Annotated in this window: 15 protein-coding genes; all 15 read left to right on the top strand. The window is 57.4% G+C overall.

Annotation, left to right across the window (positions count from 1 at the left end; translation table 11 throughout):
* The first annotated feature begins 31 nt into the window (after positions 1–31).
* The 15 genes from ACO2Q8_RS03025 to ACO2Q8_RS03095 all read left to right on the top strand — a co-directional run bounded on the left by ACO2Q8_RS03025 (position 32) and on the right by ACO2Q8_RS03095 (position 19,674).
* Positions 32–3,148 (top strand): SusC/RagA family TonB-linked outer membrane protein, encoded by a 3,117-nt coding sequence (locus ACO2Q8_RS03025; protein WP_423343302.1) that lies wholly within the window; start codon positions 32–34, stop codon positions 3,146–3,148.
* Positions 3,149–3,161: 13 nt separating this feature from the next.
* Positions 3,162–4,574 (top strand): RagB/SusD family nutrient uptake outer membrane protein, encoded by a 1,413-nt coding sequence (locus ACO2Q8_RS03030; RefSeq protein ID WP_423343303.1) that lies wholly within the window; start codon positions 3,162–3,164, stop codon positions 4,572–4,574.
* A gap of 80 nt (positions 4,575–4,654) precedes the next feature.
* Positions 4,655–5,341: an SGNH/GDSL hydrolase family protein gene (locus ACO2Q8_RS03035; RefSeq protein WP_423343304.1), complete on the top strand. Its 687-nt coding sequence runs from the start codon at positions 4,655–4,657 to the stop codon at positions 5,339–5,341.
* Entirely contained in the window at positions 5,338–6,804 is a 1,467-nt protein-coding gene (locus ACO2Q8_RS03040) for a GH39 family glycosyl hydrolase (RefSeq protein WP_423343305.1), read from the top strand. The genes ACO2Q8_RS03035 and ACO2Q8_RS03040 overlap by 4 nt, the downstream gene beginning before the upstream one ends.
* A gap of 9 nt (positions 6,805–6,813) precedes the next feature.
* Positions 6,814–7,968: a hypothetical protein gene (locus ACO2Q8_RS03045; RefSeq protein ID WP_423343306.1), complete on the top strand. Its 1,155-nt coding sequence runs from the start codon at positions 6,814–6,816 to the stop codon at positions 7,966–7,968.
* Positions 7,969–7,986: 18 nt separating this feature from the next.
* Entirely contained in the window at positions 7,987–9,489 is a 1,503-nt protein-coding gene (locus ACO2Q8_RS03050) for a GH39 family glycosyl hydrolase (protein ID WP_423343307.1), read from the top strand.
* Positions 9,490–9,612: 123 nt separating this feature from the next.
* Positions 9,613–11,115 carry a glycoside hydrolase family 28 protein gene (locus ACO2Q8_RS03055; RefSeq protein WP_423343308.1) on the top strand — a complete coding sequence of 501 codons (1,503 nt, stop codon included), beginning with the start codon at positions 9,613–9,615 and terminating at the stop codon, positions 11,113–11,115.
* A 12-nt stretch (positions 11,116–11,127) separates the two neighbouring features.
* Complete coding sequence (locus ACO2Q8_RS03060; RefSeq protein ID WP_423343309.1) at positions 11,128–12,828, top strand: sodium:solute symporter family protein; 1,701 nt, start codon at positions 11,128–11,130, stop codon at positions 12,826–12,828.
* A gap of 186 nt (positions 12,829–13,014) precedes the next feature.
* On the top strand, positions 13,015–13,716 hold the full coding sequence (locus ACO2Q8_RS03065; protein ID WP_423343310.1) for an SDR family oxidoreductase: 702 nt from the start codon (positions 13,015–13,017) through the stop codon (positions 13,714–13,716).
* Entirely contained in the window at positions 13,713–14,420 is a 708-nt protein-coding gene (locus ACO2Q8_RS03070; protein WP_423343311.1) for an RraA family protein, read from the top strand. The genes ACO2Q8_RS03065 and ACO2Q8_RS03070 overlap by 4 nt, the downstream gene beginning before the upstream one ends.
* Positions 14,420–16,489 (top strand): heparinase II/III domain-containing protein, encoded by a 2,070-nt coding sequence (locus ACO2Q8_RS03075; protein ID WP_423343312.1) that lies wholly within the window; start codon positions 14,420–14,422, stop codon positions 16,487–16,489. The genes ACO2Q8_RS03070 and ACO2Q8_RS03075 overlap by 1 nt, the downstream gene beginning before the upstream one ends.
* Complete coding sequence (locus ACO2Q8_RS03080) at positions 16,486–17,280, top strand: sialate O-acetylesterase (protein ID WP_423343313.1); 795 nt, start codon at positions 16,486–16,488, stop codon at positions 17,278–17,280. Before ACO2Q8_RS03075 ends, ACO2Q8_RS03080 begins: the two co-directional genes overlap by 4 nt.
* Positions 17,277–17,669, top strand: coding sequence for a VOC family protein (locus tag ACO2Q8_RS03085; protein WP_423343314.1), 393 nt, complete (start codon positions 17,277–17,279; stop codon positions 17,667–17,669). The genes ACO2Q8_RS03080 and ACO2Q8_RS03085 overlap by 4 nt, the downstream gene beginning before the upstream one ends.
* A 72-nt stretch (positions 17,670–17,741) precedes the next feature.
* On the top strand, positions 17,742–18,755 hold the full coding sequence (locus ACO2Q8_RS03090; protein ID WP_423343315.1) for a zinc-dependent alcohol dehydrogenase: 1,014 nt from the start codon (positions 17,742–17,744) through the stop codon (positions 18,753–18,755).
* 58 nt (positions 18,756–18,813) lie between these two features.
* Positions 18,814–19,674 (top strand): alpha/beta hydrolase family esterase, encoded by an 861-nt coding sequence (locus ACO2Q8_RS03095; protein ID WP_423343316.1) that lies wholly within the window; start codon positions 18,814–18,816, stop codon positions 19,672–19,674.
* Position 19,675 lies beyond the last annotated feature (1 nt).

Here is a 19,675-nt window from a genome sequence, read left to right on the forward strand (position 1 = left end):
CCTAATTCATAATTCAATATAATTGAATATTATGAAACCCTTAATCATCTACTGCAAGCGAATCGGATGGCTGCTTTTGGTCAGCGTCTGGCCTGTCCTGAGTTGGGCGCAGGTAACCATTTCGGGGAAAGTCACCGAAGAAGGCGGCCAGGCACTACCCGGCGTAACGATTATTGAAAAAGGCAGTACCTCCGGCACCACCACCCAACCGGATGGCACCTACAGCCTCAAAGCGAATTCTTCCCAATCGGTCCTGGTTTTTTCCTTCGTCGGCTATACGTCCAAGGAAATCGCCGTCGGCAACCAATCGATCCTCAACGTCGTGCTGCTGCCCGACACGAAGCAACTGGGCGAGGTGGTGGTGGTGGGTTACGGAACCCAGCAAAAGAAAGACCTGACCGGTTCGGTCGCGTCGATTTCGGCGAAAGACATTCAACGGCTCCCGGTTTCGGGCCTCGATCAGGCCCTGCAGGGGCAGGTTCCCGGTTTGCAAATTTCCACCACATCGGGTGCGCCGGGCGGTAATACCAATATTCTGGTACGCGGGATTGGCTCGGTGTCCGGCGGGGTCGAGCCATTGTTTGTGATCGACGGTTTTCCAATCAACAATTCGGGCGTCGGCAACCCCCTCAATACGATCAACCCGGCGGACATTGAATCGATTGAAATCCTGAAAGACGCTTCGGCAACGGCCATTTACGGCTCGCGCGGCTCCAACGGCGTCATTATCGTGACCACCAAACGGGGCAAATCCGGTCAGGCCCAGATCACCGTGGATGCCTATGTCGGGATGCAGCAACCCGCGCGCTTGCTCAAAATGATGAATTCCCGGCAATTTGCCGAGTTTGTCATCGAAGGGCACAACAACGGCTGGCTCGACAACGGCGGTCCCAATGCCAAGATTACCGATCCCAACAGTGTCCGCTCGACCTCGTACCGGATTCCGGAAGCCTGGCAGGACCTCAACAACCTGCCCAAGGTGGACACCGACTGGCAGGACGTCATTTTCCGCACCGCCCCCATCCAGAATTATCAGGTTTCGGCCACGGGCGGCAATGAAAAGGTCCGGTATTCGCTGTCGGGCGGTTATTTCAACCAGAAGGGCATTCTGATCAGCTCGGGTTTTGAGCGGTATTCGGCCCGGCTGAACCTGGACGGCCAGTTGACCAAACGCCTGAAAGTGAACATGAATCTGGCCCCGACCTACACCCGAACCGACAACGTACCCTCAACCGGTCACTATGGTGATTACAACATCGTCGCCGAAGCGTTGTCGATGCCGCCCATGATTCCGGTTTACAACCCCGACGGTTCTTACGGCAATACCTTCGACCTGACGAACGTGGGTATGGGCGCAATTGCGAATCCCGTTAAAACCGCCAACGAATACAAAAGCAGCAACGCCCAATTCCGGCTGCTGGGCAATATGTTCGGCGAATACGAATTGCTTACTGGTTTAAAACTGAAGGTCAGCGTCGGTACCGATTTCAATTATTACAACACCAATACCTTCAAACCGTCAACTTTGTCGGGGAGCGCTTCGCTGTCGCCGGCCACGTCCAGCATCGTCAATACCGCCGACATCAACTGGCTGAACGAGAACACGATCAACTACCGGCGCACGTTCGGCAGCCACTCCTTTGACGCGCTGGCCGGGTTCACCATCCAGAAATCGACCACAACGGCGACGACCACTTCCGCGACCAATTTCGCCGACGATTTGCTGGAAAACATCAACGGCGGTCAGATTACGGGCGGTAGTTACACCATTGGCCAGTGGTCGTTGCTTTCTTATTTAGGCCGGATCAATTATGGCTACAACGACCGGTATTTGCTCACGGCCACGATCCGGACCGACGGATCGTCCCGCTTCGGATCGGCCAACCGCTGGGGGACGTTCCCGTCGTTCTCGGCGGGCTGGCGGTTGTCGGAAGAGCCGTTCATCAAAAACCTCAACCTGTTCGACGACTTCAAGATTCGGGCGGGCTACGGTCTTTCGGGCAACAACGCCATCGGCAATTACCGCTACCTCGGCTTGCTGTCGGCGACGAACTACGTGCTGGGCAACACCCAGGTGCCGGGGCTCGCCCAAAGCAGTTTCACCAACAATGATTTAGGCTGGGAAACCAGCAAACAGATCGATATTGGGCTGGATCTCGCCTTTTTCAATAGCCGACTCCAGTTTACGGGCGATTATTACAACCGCCGAAATACCGACATGCTGCTCAACAAGGCCATTCCGTCCGTGACGGGTTATACGACGGCCTGGGTCAACATCGGTGAACTGGAAAACAAGGGTATCGAACTGGCTTTGTCCGGCAAACCTATCGCAACGCGCGATTTCCAGTGGACGAGCAGTTTCAACATCACCTTCAACCGCAATAAAGTGCTGCGGCTCGGTTCGGACGGCGAACAGCTCTTCTCCGACGGCGGACGGGGCGATGTCAGCATTACGCAGGTCGGGCAGCCCATCGGGAGTTTCTACGGCCACGTTGTCGAAGGAATTTTTCTGACGCAGGAGCAACTTTCCGGCCATGCCACCCAGGCCGGTGCCAAACTGGGGGATTTCATGTACAAAGACGTAGACGGCAATAACGTCATCAACGACGCCGACCGGACGATCATCGGTAACCCGCAGGCCAAAGCGTTTTACGGTTTCAACAACACGTTCAGTTACAAAAACTGGTCGCTGAACGTCCTGCTCAACGGCGTCCAGGGCCGGGATGTGTTCTGGGCCGGGGCGGTTTTCGTGCGCGGCTACCACGGCGTCCAGAACAACCTCGCCGAAGTGATCGACAACTACTGGAAATCGCCCACGAACCCCGGCGACGGCCAGTCGCCCCGCATCATTCGGGGTGCGTTGAACAACAACCTGCGGTACAGTTCTTTCTTCAATTTTGACGGTTCCTACCTGCGGGTTCGCAACGTCACCCTGAACTACAATCTGCCGACCGGGCTGGCCCGGCGGCTCGGGATGCAAACCGGCCGGGTGTACCTGACGAGCAACAACCTCTTCACGTTCACAAAATACCCCGGCTACGATCCCGAAATCAGCAACTCGGGCGACAACATGCTGGCCGCCGGTATCGATTACCTCGGGTATCCGCCCGCCCGCACCTTCACCCTTGGTTTAAGTCTTACCTTCTGACCGAACCCGAACCATGAAAGTCAAACGCATTTTTCTTTCGCTTATCGCTTTGCTTGCGCTCGCTGGTTGTCAGGACGATTTCCTGGCCCTTTCTCCGGCCACCGACCGCAATACGGTTAATTTTTACCAAACCGCAGCCGATTTCAACAATGCCGTCGTGGGAACCTATGCGTCCCTCAAGCAAAGCGGCACGTATAATACGTCGTTGTACTGGATGGGCGAAGTCTCAACCGATAACACCAATTATGGGGTGACGACCCGGCAGGCCGTCAACGTCGATAACTTCCAGTTTATCGATCATACCTACACCTCGCTCAACGACATTATTTACGCGGCCTGGCGCGACCACTACAAGGGCATCAGCCGGGCCAACGCCATCCTGACCCGCATCGAAACCGCCGGTATTGCCGACAACCTGAAGACGCAGTATAAAGGCGAAGCGCAGTTTCTACGGGCCTTGCTGTATTTTAACCTCGTTCGGCTGTACGGCGATGTACCGCTGGTCACGACGGAAATCACCACCGCCGATGGAGCCAGCACCCTGACCCGGACACCCGCCGAAGACGTCTACAAACTGATCATCAGCGATCTGCAAAGTGCCGAGCAGGCATTACCGGTTTCTTATAGCTCGACCGATGTGGGCCGGGCTCCGCAGGGCGCGGCCAAAGCGTTGCTGGGAAAAGTTTATCTGACCCGGAAAGAATGGGACAAAGCCGCGACCAAACTCAAGGAAGTGATCTCGTCGGGCAAGTTCCAGTTGCTGCCCAAATACGCCGATGTGTTCAGCTTTGCCACGCCGACCAACGCCGAAATCCTGTTCAATGTCCAGTACAAATCGGGCAATACGGGTCAGGGCAGCGGTTTTGGACCGGTTCAGGCCAGCGAAGGCGCGCGCATTACCGGTGGCAGCATGCGGTATGTCACCGCCGACATGGAAGCCGCCTACGAGCCGGGGGACCTCCGCAAGGCATTTTCGATGAAATCCTCGTACATCGACGCCAATGGCCAACCGATCAACCAGCGGTACGTCAGTAAATATGTCCAGTTCGGCGCGCTCGCCAATGATTCCGACATCGACTTTCCCGTCATTCGGTACGCCGATGTGCTGCTGATGTACGCCGAAGCGCTGAACGAAGTGGGTTTCAATCCCGAAGCCGTGTCCTCGCTGAATCAGGTGCGCCAGCGGGCCGGATTGCCTGCCACGACGGCGACAAATCAAAGTGCTTTTCGGCTCGCCATCGAGCAGGAACGACGGGTAGAACTCGCCTTTGAAAACCACCGCTGGTTTGATCTGGTCCGGACTGGTCGGTACGTCACCGTCATGAACGCCAAAGGACTGAAAGTCCAGGATTTCCACACGCTCTACCTGATTCCACAGCGGGAAATCGACCTGAATAAAAATCTGACGCAAAATACCGGGTATTAACGGCCGGAGTTTGGCATTTAGGGGAAGAACACGATCGTTCGATCATCACTCAAACCCCTAACCCTTAATCACCTTGAGCTATGAAATACCGAATAGTTCTCCTGTTTTTTCTGTTGATCAGCGCGGCTCCGTCGCTGCCCAGGTTATACGTCATCGGCGACAGCATTTCGATGCGATACGGTCCATTCCTGGAAAAATACGTCCAGGGCGTTTGGCAATACGACCGGAAAAGTGACGACGGACAGGCCGCTAAAAACCTGGATGTACCGGTGGGCGCCAACGGGGGCGATTCGCGCATGGTGCTCGAATTTCTGAAACTGAAAACCGCCGACAAAACCTTTCAGCCGGACGTCCTGCTCCTGAACTGCGGGCTGCACGACATCAAACGGCTCCCGGAAACCAACGCCATTCAGGTGGATTCGGCCAGTTACCGGAAAAACCTGGAGGCTATTTACCAACTGCTGAAAAAACACAACATTCCGCTGGTCTGGATGCGGACCACGTCCGTCGAAGATGAAAGGCACAACACCCGCTCGAAAGCCTTCAAACGGTACGCCCGCGATCTGGACGACTACAACCGGATCGCCGATGAAGTGATGCGAAAACACGCCGTTCCGGTCATCGACCTGTACACGTTTACCCGGAGTCTGGGCAGCGAGCATTTTGTCGACCACGTGCATTACGACGAACCAGCCATGCAGTTGCAGGCGGCTTACCTGGCCGGTTTTTTACAGGCTCATCGTTCCCTAATTCTAAAAAGAAAATGAAAGCCTTATCTCCTTTCTTTCTGGTTATCAGCTTGTTTCTTATTAAACAAACGGCTTCGTTCGCCCAGGCTCCTTTGGCGAGCAGCACGGTTTTAGAACCGAAGGGTTTCCGGGAAGTGGCGCAGCTTCGACCGCGCTCCACGAAAGAAATCAAGTCGTCCACCTGGTCCATCGGGGGCGAAACCCTCGACCGGGATTATACCGACTACCAATCGTACAAACCGTATTTGGGACCGTTGGGGGCCAAGCGGATCCGGTTGCAGGGCGGCTGGTCGAAGTGCGAGAAAGTGAAAGCGGAGGGCCGCCCCAGCCAGTACGATTTTGCCTGGCTCGATGCCGTTATTCCGGATGCTTATTCGCGCGGGGTGGCGCCCTGGGTGGAATTGTCGTACGGCAATCCGATCTACCCCGGCGGTGGCGAAGCGAAACTGGGCGGGCGGATTCCGACCTCGGAGGAAGGGCTGGCGGCCTGGGACAACTGGGTGCGGGCGATGGTAAACCGGTACAAAAATCAGGTCACCGAATGGGAAATCTGGAACGAACCCGACCTCAACAAGCTGAATACCGGCGAGGAAGTAGCGGTTTTCTACATCCGAACCGCCAAACTCGTCAAATCGATTCAGCCCAACGCCAAACTGATTGCCCTCGGAGTCGCGGGGGTTCCGGCAACGGCCTTCATGCGCCCTTTTCTCGATCATTTGAAGAAGGAAAATGCGCTGGATTTGATCGATATCCTGACCTACCATGGTTACGCGCCGAACCCCGACACCTCGTATCCGAAGATCGAAGAAATGCGGCAACTTGTCTGGAGCTATAATCCCAAAATCACCTTCATGCAGGGCGAAAACGGAGCGCCTTCGACCGCCAGTGCCGTCACGATCGGAGCCTTGCGCCAGTGGGACTGGACCGAACTGAGCCAGGCCAAGTGGGACTTGCGCCGGATGCTGGCCGACCACGGACGCGGCATTGCCACGAACCTCTTCACGATCAGCGACATCCACTACGCGGCTGGGGATCACATGACGGGCGTCAACACGAAAGGTCTGCTGAAAACCAATCCCGACAAAACCATCGAACGGCCCAAAATGGCTTACAAAGCCGCCCAGCACGTTTTCTCGACCTTCGACGACCAGCTTGAATTGCTTTCTCAGTCCAAACCAACCGTCAGTCAGGCTACGGTTTCGGCGTTTCAATACCGCCACCGGAAAAACAGCGGGAGCCTCGTGACGCTCTGGAGCGCCGAAGCCCGGCCCGCCGAAACCTACGACCCGAAACCGACCGATGTAACCATCCAGGGAAAATTCAATCAACCGGTTTTTGTCGATCTCGTGTCTGGTAAAGTGTTCGAAATCCCGAAAAACCAGTGGAAAAAGTCGGGCAATACCTACACGTTTACGGCGATCCCGGTGCCGGATTATCCGGTTTTGATTGCCGACCAATCCGTTTTATCGCTCGTAAAATAAGAACGAACCATGATCGAAACACCCGGTTATCAACGCATTAAACAATCGGCACTGCGCTTTGTAGAAGCCATGAAGATCGGCAATACGCCCGGACTTTACCGCAAAGAGCGGGGCGAAGGCGAAAGCTTTTACGGTTCTTACCATGCCGCCCACGTGCTCGATTTGTTCGGCGAATTGCAAAACCGCCCGGCCGCCGAGCTCGACATCTGGGCCGAGCAGTTTCAGCGTCGGCAAACCGAGCAGGGCTATTTTTCGGGAAAACCGGCCGAATTCGGTCGCATCCGGACGCTGGACGAACTCGAACCGGTCTGGCATTATACGCGCGGCAACCTCTGGGCCCTGCGGGTGCTGAACCGGAAACCCGAGCGGGAACTCCGGTTTCTGGAACCGCTGCTCGATGCCGACCGGCTGTATCGCTGGGTCAAGCATTACGACTGGCGCAATTCGTGGGCGGCTGGCAACCAGGTGCTGGCAGCCGCGACGGCGCTGTTTGCCTTGCGGGACTGGTTCGGCGCAACGGACGTGGACGCCCTGATGGAGAAAGCCGTGTTCCCGGCCCTCGAAGAATTGCAGGACGAACAAACCGGTTTCTGGGGTACGCAACTCGGTGCCGACCGGGACAATGGGCTTTTTGGCACCATCCACGTCGTCCCGATTTACTTCGCGCTGGGCTGGCCGCTGCGCCATCTGGAACGGTCCATCGACTCGACGCTGGCCTGCCAGTTGTCCGACGGTTCGTTCTGGCCCGGCGGCTCGGATTGTCCCGACTTCGACGGCGCTTATCAACTGGTCAACCTCGCGACCCTGACCGATTACCGCCGGGACGATGTCGAAGCGGCTTGCCGCCGGTATCTGGCCCACGCCCTCCAGCACGAAAGCCCCGACGGGGTCGGTTGGTTGTTGCACCGCCGGGATAGCCAACCCGCCGACTGGGTGCCGCGTCCGCACTGGATCTGGCAGGAAGGGGCCACTACGGCATCAGCCGAACTCCGCGACGAAGACCCGAACCGCACGCACATCATGCTCGGCTCCTGGTTTTATCCCCTGTCCATTGCGTTGGTCAGCCACCTGCTCGGCGATACCGGCTACGAGGGTCCCTACCGCTTCAACGGCCATTCGCTGCACGTCTGCAATGTGTTCAATGAACCGTTGAGTTATTCTTAACCCCTGAAAGACAGCCTCATGATGGAAAACAACCGCCGTGAATTCCTAAAAATGGTATCCATTCTGCCTTTTGCAAAGGTACTGAAACCGGGTTCCGAACCTTTATCTGTTGGTCAGGAACCGGCCATTGCCCTGAAAAAAATCGGTTCCGTCCGCGTCAAAAAACCGTCCGAGATCAAAAGTTCACCTTTCGGGATTGGCTGCGAAACGCTCGACCGGGATTTGTGGAAACCGAAAGAGGTGTATCCCTGGATCGACAATTTGCCAGTGAAATGGGGCCGTCTGCAAACCGGCTGGGGCCGTGTGGAACGGGAAAAAGGGAAATACGACTGGGCCTGGCTCGACGAAAGCGTCGATGGCCTGGTGAGCCGGGGCGTGAAGCCCTTTTTCAACGTGGGTTACGGCAATACCCATTACATGGCCGGCGAGGTTGGCTATCACCCGCTGGACGTTCCGACGGCCAACGAAGCCTGGAAGCGGTACGTAACCGCTTTGACCCAACGCTATAAAAACAGAATCAAGCATTACGAGATCTGGAACGAACCCAATCTGTCGGGTTTCTGGGGCCCCGATAAGCCCAATGCTAAAAAGTACGTGCAACTGGTCCGGGAAACCGCGCCGATTATTCGGCAAAATTGCCCCGATGCCGTCATCGTCGGCGGGGTGGTTTCGCGCATGCCCGCCAAATTCATCCGGGAGCTGTTCGAAGCCGGTCTCGCCGATCTGATCGATATTTTTTCCTTTCATCCTTACACGACCCTTCCCGAAAGTTACTCGGAGCGGACGTTGGCGCTGCGCAAACTGATCGATCATTACAACCCGAAAATCAAGATCTGGCAGGGCGAAAACGGCTTTCCGTCGGACCCCAATAGCACCGGTTTTTCGGGCGAAGGCCCGTGGACGGAAACCATTCAGGCTAAAATCATGCTGCGCCGGTTGCTGACGGATTGTTCGCTGGATTTACCGATGACGCTGTGGTTTCTGATTGTCGATCTGCACGATTATCCGAAGGGCTCGGGCAAAGTCAATTACAAGGGGATTCTGCGGCAAAAACCGGACATCAGACCCAAAATCGCTTACAAAGCCCTGCAACATCTGGGCAGCCTGATCCACGGGGAGGTGCGAACCCGGGGCTCCATTGTTCATGCGGTGTCGGGGAAAGAACCGGTTGCGGAAAAAGACTACCAGTTGTTTGGCGATGGCACCAAAAAGAGCCTCGCGGGCCTCTGTTCGGCGGTGTTGAATACCGACAACGGCCCGGTGCTGGCCTACTGGTCAGGCGAGAAAGCAACCGATAGCAAGCCAGCCGACAGCATCCATCTATACCACTGGGACTGGGAAGGTTCGGGCTTTCAGGAACCGGTTCTGGTGGACTTGCTCACGGGCGACATTCTCGAACTGACCGGCCAGGAAAAACTCTTCGACAACGACAAATACCGCGTCGGATCGGAAGCGCAATTGTTCCGGCAACTGCCTTTGCAGGATTACCCGATGCTGATTATGGAGAAGAGTAAGGTCTAACGTACCCACGGACTTTAGTCCGTGTGAGTGACTTGATACCAGATTCTTGTATAAACTACTTCCTGACTCCTCTGTATGAGGAAGATATAATAAAAACACGGACTAAAGTCCGTGGGTACGGATATGAAACGACTGTTTTTCCTGCTGGCACTCGCAACCACCGGTTTGGCCCAAAAACCGTCCGGGGTTTGGGATGTGTTCGCAACTGGCGCGAAAGGCGATGGCAAAACGCTGGATACGAAAGCCATCCAGACGGCCATCGACCGCTGCCACGCGGCCGGGGGTGGCAAGGTGTATTTGCACAATGGTCGGTTTTTGTCCGGAACGCTTTACCTCAAAAGTCACGTCACCCTGTACGTCGAAGCCGGGGCTACCTTGCTGGGCAGTGAAAAGGCTACAGATTATCCCGACCAGGCATCTGACTACCCAACCTACGACGAACATCCGCTAACCAGCAAGGCCTTTCTTTACGCCGAAAACAGTCAGAACATCACGATTGAAGGGCGGGGCACCATCGACGGACAGGGGAGCGAAATTGACAAACGGGGGCTGATGGATCCGTACCTCCGACCGTCTTTTAAATACCGGCCCCGCATCATTCACCTGCGGGGGTGCGAGAACGTTCACATCAACAACCTGACGCTGCAAAATTCGGCGTCGTGGGTGCAGACGTACCAGGCGTGTAAGAATCTGGTCATCAATGGCCTTACGGTGGATAGCCGGGAAAACAAAGACATTGAAAAACCGCGCGAAACCACAGCCCGGCACCGCAACAACGACGGCCTGGATCTGATTGATTGTGAACAGGTTCGCATCTCGAACTGCTTCATTAACAGCGGTGACGACGCCATTTGCATCAAGAGTTTTTCGCCCGACCGGGCCAGCCGGGACATTACCGTGACGAACTGCGTGGTGAGTGCCAACGCGTCCGGGATCAAGATCGGCACCGAAACCGCGGGCCGCTTCGAAGACATTACGATCCAGAACTGCACGGTATTCGACACCCGCGGGGAGGGCCTGGCGGTAATGACCGCCGACGGTGCGCGCATCGAACGAATCAACATTTCGAACATTACGCTACGCAACATCAAACGGGGCGCGCTCTTTATCCGGCTGAATACGCGGAACAAAAAATACGGCGCCAACACAGTCGTCAACAAACCGGCGCTGAAAGACATCATCATTGAAAATATTCAGGGAACCCGCCTTGCCTCGCTGGGCTGCTCGATCACCGGTCTGGCCGACTATCCACTGGAAAATCTGCTGCTGCGCAACCTGAATTTTGAGTTTGAAGGGGGCGTCATGGCCGGTGAGGCACCAAATCCCATCCCGGAAAAACCGGATGCCTACCCGGTCGGAACGATGTTTGGTCCGGTGTTGCCCGCGTACGGTTTCTACGTCCGGCACGTCAAAAACAGCACCTTCGACCAGATTCAACTGCGTTTTGCGAAGGACGATCAGCGTCCGGCGCTGGTGCTGGATGACGTGGATCAGGTGGTTATTGATCGGCTGACCGCGCAAAGCACGGATCAAACCCCGACCCTGATTCAGTTGCTCAATGCCCGAAATACGACGATCACCAACACCCGGCCAACCACGAAGATTCCCATTTTTGTCAAAAACTAAACCCAACGACGCGTGCAAACCCTTCAAACTTTAGACTACTGGGCCATTGCCATTTACATGCTGTTGATGGCGGGCATCGGGCTGTTTTTGGGCAAGTTTGTCAAAAACATCGGCGACTACTTCAAGGGCGGCAACGCCATTCCGTGGGTGTCGGGGGCCATCAGCAACTTCATGACCAAATTCAGCACGTTCATGTTCGTGGCCTACGCCGGGATAGCCTACCAGCACGGGCTGGTGGCCCTCACGCTCATCTGGAGTACGGTCTTACCGGCCCTGATCGGCGTAGCGGTTTTTGCCAAGCGGTGGCGTCGGGCGGGCATCCTGACGCCGATGGAATTCCTCGAAACCCGCTTCAACGCGCCGGTTCGCCAGGTGTTTGCCTGGGCCGGGGTGTTGTTCAAAATCCTGGACAACATGGTGCGGCTTTACGCGCTGGGGCTGTTCCTGAAAGCCTCGACCGACATGAGCCTGGAAACATCCATCCTGATTTGCGGGGTCATCGTGGCGCTCTACACCATCGCGGGCGGTCTGTGGGCCGTGGTCGTCACCGACGTGGTTCAGTTCATCATTCTGATGGTTGCGACGCTGATTCTGGTGCCGCTCACGGTGCAGGCTGCCGGGGGTTTGCCCAAAATGATGGCCGACATTCCGGCCCATTTCGACCCCTTCAACGGCCCCAAAGGCACATCCCTGTATCTGTCAGTGTATTACCTGATGATTCTGGTCAAATACAGTGGCAACTGGACGTTCATCCAGCGGTTTTACAGCGTCCGCGACGAGCGGGCCAGCCAGAAACAGGGGATGCTCACGGCGGTTTTCTTCTTTCTGTTTCCGACCATTTTCCTGTTTCCGTCGCTGGCCGCGCGCGCCATCATTCCCGACCTCGAAAACCCCGAAATGGCCTACGTCAGTGTTTGCCTGAAACTCCTGCCCGAAGGCATCATGGGCCTGATGGTCGCGGCCATGTTTGCGGCTACCATGTCGGTCCTGAGCGGAGAATACAACGTCACGGCGGGCGTGCTGACGCGGGACATTTACCAACGGCTGTTCAACCCGAACGCGACGGACAAGGAGACGCTCTGGGTTGGGCGGATGATGACGCTGCTCCTGGGGGCTACCATCACGGTCGGAGCCTTGTTTGTGGGCGGTTTTGGCGGAGCCTTCGAAGCCAACAAACTGTTTACCGGCCTGTTTGCCATCCCGATGACGCTGCCGCTCGTGCTCGGCATTGTGCTGAAACGCCCGCAGCCCTGGGGCGCGCTGGCGACGGTGCTGGGCGGTATGGGCATCGGTCTGGCCCTCAACGCCACGCCTAGTATTTCGTGGGAACTTGCCACGCTGATCGAAATTGTGGCCTGCATCGCCATCTTCCTGTTATCTGGCCTGGTAGAATCGAAAGATTCCGCCTATCGCCATCGGGTCGAAGCGTTTTTCCTCCGACTGGCAACGCCCCTGACCGAAGCCGAAAAACCGAAGGAAAACCCGGTTTTCATGCGGTCGATGAATCGGCTCTACGCCGTGGCCCTGGCCGTGACGGGTGGGTTGTTCATGGTCATGAGCATGCCGTCCATCGGCCAGACCAGCGGCCAGTTTGCCTTCGGGGCCGGGATCATCTGCCTGATTCTCTGCGCCGTACTCTGGTACTGGACGCGCGAACCAAAACCGGTTAAAGCTGACGAAAAATCCACCGCCACCCCGCTTTCACAATCATAAAATGGATGCTGGATGAACTGGATACTAGATAAAAGAGATTAAAACGGAGATTAAATTTCTGATAATCAACAGCTTGCCTTCTACCCTTTTATCCAGCATCCAGCATCTCTTGTCCAGTATCTAGTATCCAGTTCATCCAGAATCAAGTATCCAGCATTCAGAATCTAGCGTTCACTCAAAACCACCATGAATTACCTCGAAAACAAAGTCATTTTCATCACCGGAGCGTCGGGCGGTATTGGGAAAGCCACGGCACTCCGGCTACTCGAGGAGGGCGCGCGCGTGTTCGATTTCAGCCGGACGCACAAGTTGGCCGATGCCATCAACCACGAAAACCTGCGGTCGTTTCGGGGTGATGTCAGCCAGGAAGCCGATGTGCAGGCTGGTTTTGCGGCCTGTGTGGACGCCTTCGGAACCGTCGACGTGCTGATCAACAATGCCGGAATGGGGGTACTGACCACCGACCTGTCCGCCACCGACCTCGACACCTACGAGCAGATGGTCAACATCAACATGCGGGGCGTGTTTCTGTGCAACCGCGAAGCCCTCAAACTCATGAAACCGAAGCAACAAGGTCATATTGTGACGGTTATCTCCATGGCGGGCCAGCGGACAAATCCGAACGCCCCGGTGTATGCAGCCTCCAAATTCGGGGCGCGGGGCCTTAGCAGCGGCCTGGCCGATCAGGTGCTGAAAGAAGGCATCAAAGTTACGGACGTGAACCCCGGCCCGACCGACAGCAACTATTGGGGCGACCGGAAAGTGGCCCGGGAGAAATTCCTGAAGGTGGACGACGTCGCCAACGTCATCGCCTTCGTGTTGAACCAACCGGACTACGTACTGATTCGGGAAATCAATTTTGACAACATGAAATTTTTAGCAGGATGATTCAGGAAATTCACACCAACGGCAAAGCCGCTACCCAGTTACCCCAGTACCCGGTTCCAATTACCGAGATGCGGGAGCGTTACCTGCGATTGTACACCGGCGCGGTCAACGACGTGCTGCGGTTCAACTACAAGCTGCAAACCACCAGCTTACCGGCCCATTTCGCCCCGCTGCGGGAAGAAATGAAACTCGCCGGGTTGGCCTTCACCGTCAAAGGGGCGCCCGACATCACCACCGAAGGCGAGATGGAAACCCGCGCCCAGATGCTGGAAGCCCTGCACGAGGACAGCGTCGTGGTCTGGGATTGCACCGGCGATACGATCACGTCGCAATGGGGCGAAGTCATGACAATGGCGGCCAGGCGCATCGGTTGCCGGGGGGCCATTGTCAACGGCATCCGCGACACCAACGCCATTCTGGATCAGGGCTTTCCGGTTTTTTACCAGTACAAAACCAATACCGGCATGCTGGGGCGGTTTCGGATGTACCACTACCAGAAACCGGTACTGATGGGGGGCGTGGTGGTCGAACCGGGCGACTGGATTTTTGGCGACATCGACGGCGTCATTTCGATTCCCCGCGCCATCGCCTACGAGGTGCTGCTGGCGGCTGAGGAAATTGTGCACAAGGAAGCGGGCATCAAGGAAATGGTGGAAAGCGGGATGCGCCCCACTGAGGTCGTCCGCAACGGAGGGTATTTCTGATGGAAACCGTACAAACACAGCGGGTTTTTCTGACCGACGCCGAAAAAGAAGCGGTTTTAACCAGCACAGATCCGGTATTGAAACGGTTTCGGAAAGCGCTCGAATTGCGGGTTGCTGACCGGCTGACAACCCCCGGTTTGCGGGCCGAAAATCTCGGATGGTGGTATCCGGCGGCTGAATACCTTTCGGATGCCGCCCTGCAACACGCCCTGGCCCCAACCGAACCGCTGGCGGCCTGGTTGCGCGGCACCATGCTGCACCTGATCCGGTTGCCCGTCGGCGAGTGGGTCGGGCCGTGGTTCCGCGATCATGCCGAACCGTTTACGGGTCATCTGGAAACCGCCCACCTCTGCTGGGGCATCGCGGCCGTGCTGGACCTGGCCGGTGAGGTTTTTACCGAGTCCGAACGGCACGAAATCCGAAATGCGCTGCACGATAAAGGCGTTGTCCTCTGCCGCCGGTGGTTGCAGAAAAACAGCCACTTAGCCAACTGGCGCGGCATTCTGGCGTCCGGGGCGCTGGTGGCGTCGGCGGCTCTAAACCGCGAGGACTTGCTGGACGAATTCGTGCCGGAAGTGGCCCGGATGGCGCAGGCTTTCCAGCCCGACGGCTCCTACGGCGAGTCGTTGCAATACGGCAATTACCTCGCCAACGCGCTCATGCTGGCCTACGAAGCGCTGTTTCGGACGTTTCCGGATCAGGCGTACCGGCTCGACGTGGAAGCCTACAGCCGGGGCATGGCCTGGATGGCGCAGAGCATGTTGTACCAAAAACCGATGAGCGGCTGGGGCGACGAACCCCGCGCCCGGGCCGTCAATTTCAACGATTCGGCGGCTCTGTTTCGGCCGTCGGGCGATTTGCTGCTGCACGTCGCCGTTCGGTCGGCCGATCCGGTGCGGGCCGGTTTGGCGCGGGGGCTGTTTCAGGAGTACTACGAAACCGTGTCGACGCAGGGACCGCACGATCTGGCGACGTTCGGGATGCGCAACGACTGGGGCTTTCTGACCCTGCCGCTGCTGACCAAAACCGTCCCGGCGCTGCGTCCGGAACAGGCGAATTTACCCCTGACAACGGCTTTTTCGAACGGCAATACGCTGGTCCGCGACGCCTGGAACGGCAAATCGGTGCTGGCGATTCAGGGCGGAATCAACGACGGCTGCTACGCGCCGGGCCATTTGCAGGGCGATCTGAACAGCTTTATGCTGGTCTACAACCGCGAACGGCTGCTGGCCGACCCCGGCCACAGTTGCTACCGGAATCTGATTCACGGCCTGGAATGTTCGACGCAGACGCACAACACCTGCACGTTTCTGGTCGAACAGGACGCACTGGGTTTGCAGGAAGATTTATCAAAAATCAAGCTCATCGAGCAGCGGAATGTGCTGCCCCGGCGGCTCATCCGGGCCGACGGCAGCGTGGGGCCACCCGTCGAACGCGGGGGGCGGCTGCGGGCGGTGTTGCGCGAAGGCCCGGTTTCGCTCGTCGTGTCGGAAGTCGCGGCTGCGTACGGTGCCCCGATTCAGGAATTTACCCGGCACTGGCTTCAGGTGGGCGAACACCTCACGCTGGTCATCGACCGCATCCGGGCCAGCGAACCCGTCCGGACGGTCTGGAACTGGCTGCTCAACAACCGCGACGGCCAATCGACCGTTCGGACCTACGGCCCCCACCTGACGCTGTACCGCAACCAAACCGGGTTGAAAATCTGGTCGGCGGGGCAGGCTACGCTCGGCGGACCGGTCTATGCGTATGTGCACGATGCCTATCACCCTGAACCCAACCAACTGGGCGAAGGCCGACCCGGCAGCGGTTTGCTGTTCCGCCACACGGATGGGACAAAAACAACGGTCGTCAATCGGCTGTATGCGCTGGTCGCCGACGAGCTGGCCGACATCGATGCCTGGACGTTCGAGTCCGGCGAATCGGCCTGGACGCTCGGCAAACCCGGTTTTAAGGTGCGGCTTTCCGGCACGTTCACGGACGGTTTAGACCTAAAACTGGCGCACGAAGGGAAAACGTACAGTATAACCGGCGATGCTTCGGGTTTTTCGGTAAAAACGAACCCATGAAAACACTCGGTAAAACCGCCTTTGCGGCCCTCCTATTCGCTGTCCTGTTCGCGTTTCGGCAGGACGTGCCGCCCCGTTTGCGGTTGTTTTTGCTCATTGGACAATCGAACATGGCCGGACGCGGAACGCCCGATGCCGAAAGTGAGCAAGTCCACCCGCGTATCTGGATGCTGACGAAAGCCGAAACCTGGGTTCCGGCCCGCGACCCGATGCACTTCGACAAACCCGCCGTAATCGGGGTCGGACCTGGTCTGGCGTTTGCGAAGCGGCTGGCCGACGCCTATCCCGAGGAAAACTTCGGGCTGGTTCCCTGCGCGGTCGGGGGGTCGGGCATCGATGTCTGGCAACCGGGGGCATACTACGAACCGACGAACTCTTATCCATACGACGACGCCCTGCGCCGAGCCAAAAAAGCGCTCGAAAACGGGCGGCTGGCCGGTTTTCTCTGGCACCAGGGTGAATCGGATTCGAACCCGGCTAAAACGACGGTATACGGCGATAAGTTGGTGGCCCTCGTCCAGCGGTTTCGGACGGATCTGAATGCGCCGGATGTGCCGTTTGTCGTCGGAACGCTGGGCGATTTTGTCGTCAGCCGCAATCCCGACGCGGGTGTGATCAACGAAACATTGCAAAAAACCGTCAAAACCATTCCAAATGCCTATTGCGTACTGGCCGAAGGTCTGGTTCACAAGGGCGACTCCACCCATTTCGACACGCCTTCCGCCCGGACGCTGGGCCAACGGTATGCCGACGTTTTTATTAACCAAAAACTCCTCAAAACGAGCCCATGACTGCATCCCTTTTTAGGGGCATCGATCACCCGGCCGTAGCCGCCGACGATGTGGAGGCCCTGGCCGACTGGTATTGCCGCGTGCTGGGCTACCAACGCTGGTTTCGGCACGACAAGCCCGTCTGGATGTTGATCGCGCCTGATCAGACATTACTGGAAATCATGCCCAAAGACCAGACGCCCCGGCCCGAACGCACAACCTGGACGCCCGGCTGGTCGCACCTGGCCCTGCGCGTGACCGATCTTGACCAGGCCGTAGCCTGGCTCGACAGCCAAAATGTGGTCTGGGGCGGAGAAATCATCAACGCCATCGGCGGGGGCCGCGTCCGCAACCTCTTCGACCCCGAAGGCAATATGCTCCAGATCCTCGAACGTACCCACGGACTTTAGTCCGTGAGAGTTAGTATAAACATCCAGAATAAATTACCCCCAAAACACGGACTAAAGTCCGTGGGTACGACTATGAAAGCAGCTTATTACACAGGAAATCAACATTTTGAAGTAAAAGAAGCGACGCCCGAAGCCCTCCAACCCGGTTTTGTTCGGTTGAAAGTGGCCTATTGTGGCGTCTGCGGCACCGACGTGCATATCTACCACGGTAAAATGGATCAGCGCGTCCGGATGCCGCAGGTGATCGGGCACGAAGTCGCGGGCAAAATTGCCGAACTCGGGCCGGACGTCACCGGCTGGCGGGTGGGCGACCGCGTGGCCGTACGACCGTTGCAGCCGGGGGCCGACGATCCGTCGGACAATGAGCAGCGGCACATCGGCAAGAACCTGAAATTCATCGGCATCGACACGGCGGGCGGGATGCAATCGTACTGGAACGTCCCAGCTTATACGCTGCACCGCCTGCCCGAAAGCCTGCCGTTGCACCTCGGCGCTCTTATCGAGCCGCTGGCGGTGGCCTGCCACGACGTGCGGCTGGGCCGGTTGCAGGCCGGGGAAAATGCCGTCGTCATCGGCGGGGGGCCGATTGGTGTGCTGATTGCGTTGGTCGCCCGGCAAACCGGTGCGAACGTGCTGCTGTCAGAACCGAACCCGAACCGGCTGGCGCTGTGTGCGTCGCTCGGCTTGTCGGCGGTCAATCCGCTGGAAACCGATCTGGTGAAAGCCGTGGAGACGGTTACGAACGGCGCGATGGCCGATGTGGTGTTCGAGGTGTCAGGCGTGGCCGCCGGGGTGCAGGTCATGACGCAACTGCCCCGGGCGCGGGGCCGGATTGTGATGGTCGCGATTCATAGCGAGCCCAAACCGGTCGATCTGTTCCGGTTTTTCTGGCGCGAACTGCAACTCATCGGCGCGCGGGTATACGAACCCGAAGATTTCGACGAAGCCATCCGGCTGGCTGCTTCCGGCGACCTCCCACTCGACGCGCTCATCACGCAGATTTCCCCCCTGGAAGCCGTTCAGTCGGTCTTTGAAACCATCGACAACAACCCGGCGGGGATGAAATACTTGCTGCAATGCGATTAATTCAGCGTACAGAAACCGCCACAAAACCGTAACTTGGCGGCTGTTTCGTTCCTGAACCATGCAGCGCCTGTTTCCCCTTTTCCTGTTTTGCCTGATCGCCGTTTCGGCGCACAGCCAGCTTGTCAGCGATTCGGTCCTGATTGAAGGGTATTACCGCACGTTTCATTTTCTGAAACCGGCCCGTCCGAAGGCATCGCTGGTGTTTGTGCTCCACGGTTCGGGCGGCAACGGGCTGGGCACGCGGAACGGAGCGGCCAAACTGGAAGCCATTGCCCCCGCCGAAAACATTTTGCTGGTGTATCCGGATGGGTACAAAAAGTACTGGAACGAATGCCGGAAAACCGCCCAGTCGGCAGCTAATCGGGAAAACATCAACGACAACGCGTTTTTTGACGCCATGATCGGGTATTTCCGGAAAAACTACCGGATCGATCCGCAACGCGTTTTTGCGGTCGGCACCTCGGGCGGGGGGCATATGGCCTACAAACTGGCGCTCACCATGCCCGAACAGTTCCGGGCCATCACGGCGCTCATCGCGAACCTGCCCGACACCAACAACCTCGACTGCCCCGAAAAACGCGTAGCAATTCCGGTCTTGATTGTGAACGGCACCGCCGATCAGGTGAATCCGTACGAAGGTGGGGAAGTCAAAACCAACGGCATCAGCCTGGGGCTGGTGCGCTCCACGGATCGCACGTTCCGGTATTGGTCGGAACTGGCTGGCTATCAGCGGGAGCCAACGAAAGAGCTTTTACCCGACACCGACCCGACCGACGGCAAAACCATCGAGCGGTATACGTACAAAGCCAGCGGAAAACCGGAAGTGACGCTGCTGAAAGTGCTGGGCGGCAAGCACGACTACCCGAACGACATCGACGTGTACCTCGAAGCCTGGGCGTTTTTCAAGCGTCAGAGATAGG

The organism is Larkinella sp. VNQ87 (assembly GCF_049445795.1).
Taxonomy (GTDB): Bacteria; Bacteroidota; Bacteroidia; order Cytophagales; family Spirosomataceae; genus Larkinella.

What these genes read in the sequence shown, in the direction of transcription:
- ACO2Q8_RS03035 (WP_423343304.1), top strand. Translation starts at nt 4,655, where the DNA reads ATGAAATACCGAATAGTTCTCCTGTTTTTTCTGTTGATCAGCGCGGCT.
- ACO2Q8_RS03070 (WP_423343311.1), top strand. Translation starts at nt 13,713, where the DNA reads ATGATTCAGGAAATTCACACCAACGGCAAAGCCGCTACCCAGTTACCC.
- ACO2Q8_RS03075 (WP_423343312.1), top strand. Translation starts at nt 14,420, where the DNA reads ATGGAAACCGTACAAACACAGCGGGTTTTTCTGACCGACGCCGAAAAA.
- ACO2Q8_RS03080 (WP_423343313.1), top strand. Translation starts at nt 16,486, where the DNA reads ATGAAAACACTCGGTAAAACCGCCTTTGCGGCCCTCCTATTCGCTGTC.
- ACO2Q8_RS03045 (WP_423343306.1), top strand. Translation starts at nt 6,814, where the DNA reads ATGATCGAAACACCCGGTTATCAACGCATTAAACAATCGGCACTGCGC.
- ACO2Q8_RS03040 (WP_423343305.1), top strand. Translation starts at nt 5,338, where the DNA reads ATGAAAGCCTTATCTCCTTTCTTTCTGGTTATCAGCTTGTTTCTTATT.
- ACO2Q8_RS03025 (WP_423343302.1), top strand. Translation starts at nt 32, where the DNA reads ATGAAACCCTTAATCATCTACTGCAAGCGAATCGGATGGCTGCTTTTG.
- ACO2Q8_RS03065 (WP_423343310.1), top strand. Translation starts at nt 13,015, where the DNA reads ATGAATTACCTCGAAAACAAAGTCATTTTCATCACCGGAGCGTCGGGC.
- ACO2Q8_RS03090 (WP_423343315.1), top strand. Translation starts at nt 17,742, where the DNA reads ATGAAAGCAGCTTATTACACAGGAAATCAACATTTTGAAGTAAAAGAA.
- ACO2Q8_RS03050 (WP_423343307.1), top strand. Translation starts at nt 7,987, where the DNA reads ATGATGGAAAACAACCGCCGTGAATTCCTAAAAATGGTATCCATTCTG.
- ACO2Q8_RS03030 (WP_423343303.1), top strand. Translation starts at nt 3,162, where the DNA reads ATGAAAGTCAAACGCATTTTTCTTTCGCTTATCGCTTTGCTTGCGCTC.
- ACO2Q8_RS03055 (WP_423343308.1), top strand. Translation starts at nt 9,613, where the DNA reads ATGAAACGACTGTTTTTCCTGCTGGCACTCGCAACCACCGGTTTGGCC.
- ACO2Q8_RS03095 (WP_423343316.1), top strand. Translation starts at nt 18,814, where the DNA reads ATGCAGCGCCTGTTTCCCCTTTTCCTGTTTTGCCTGATCGCCGTTTCG.
- ACO2Q8_RS03085 (WP_423343314.1), top strand. Translation starts at nt 17,277, where the DNA reads ATGACTGCATCCCTTTTTAGGGGCATCGATCACCCGGCCGTAGCCGCC.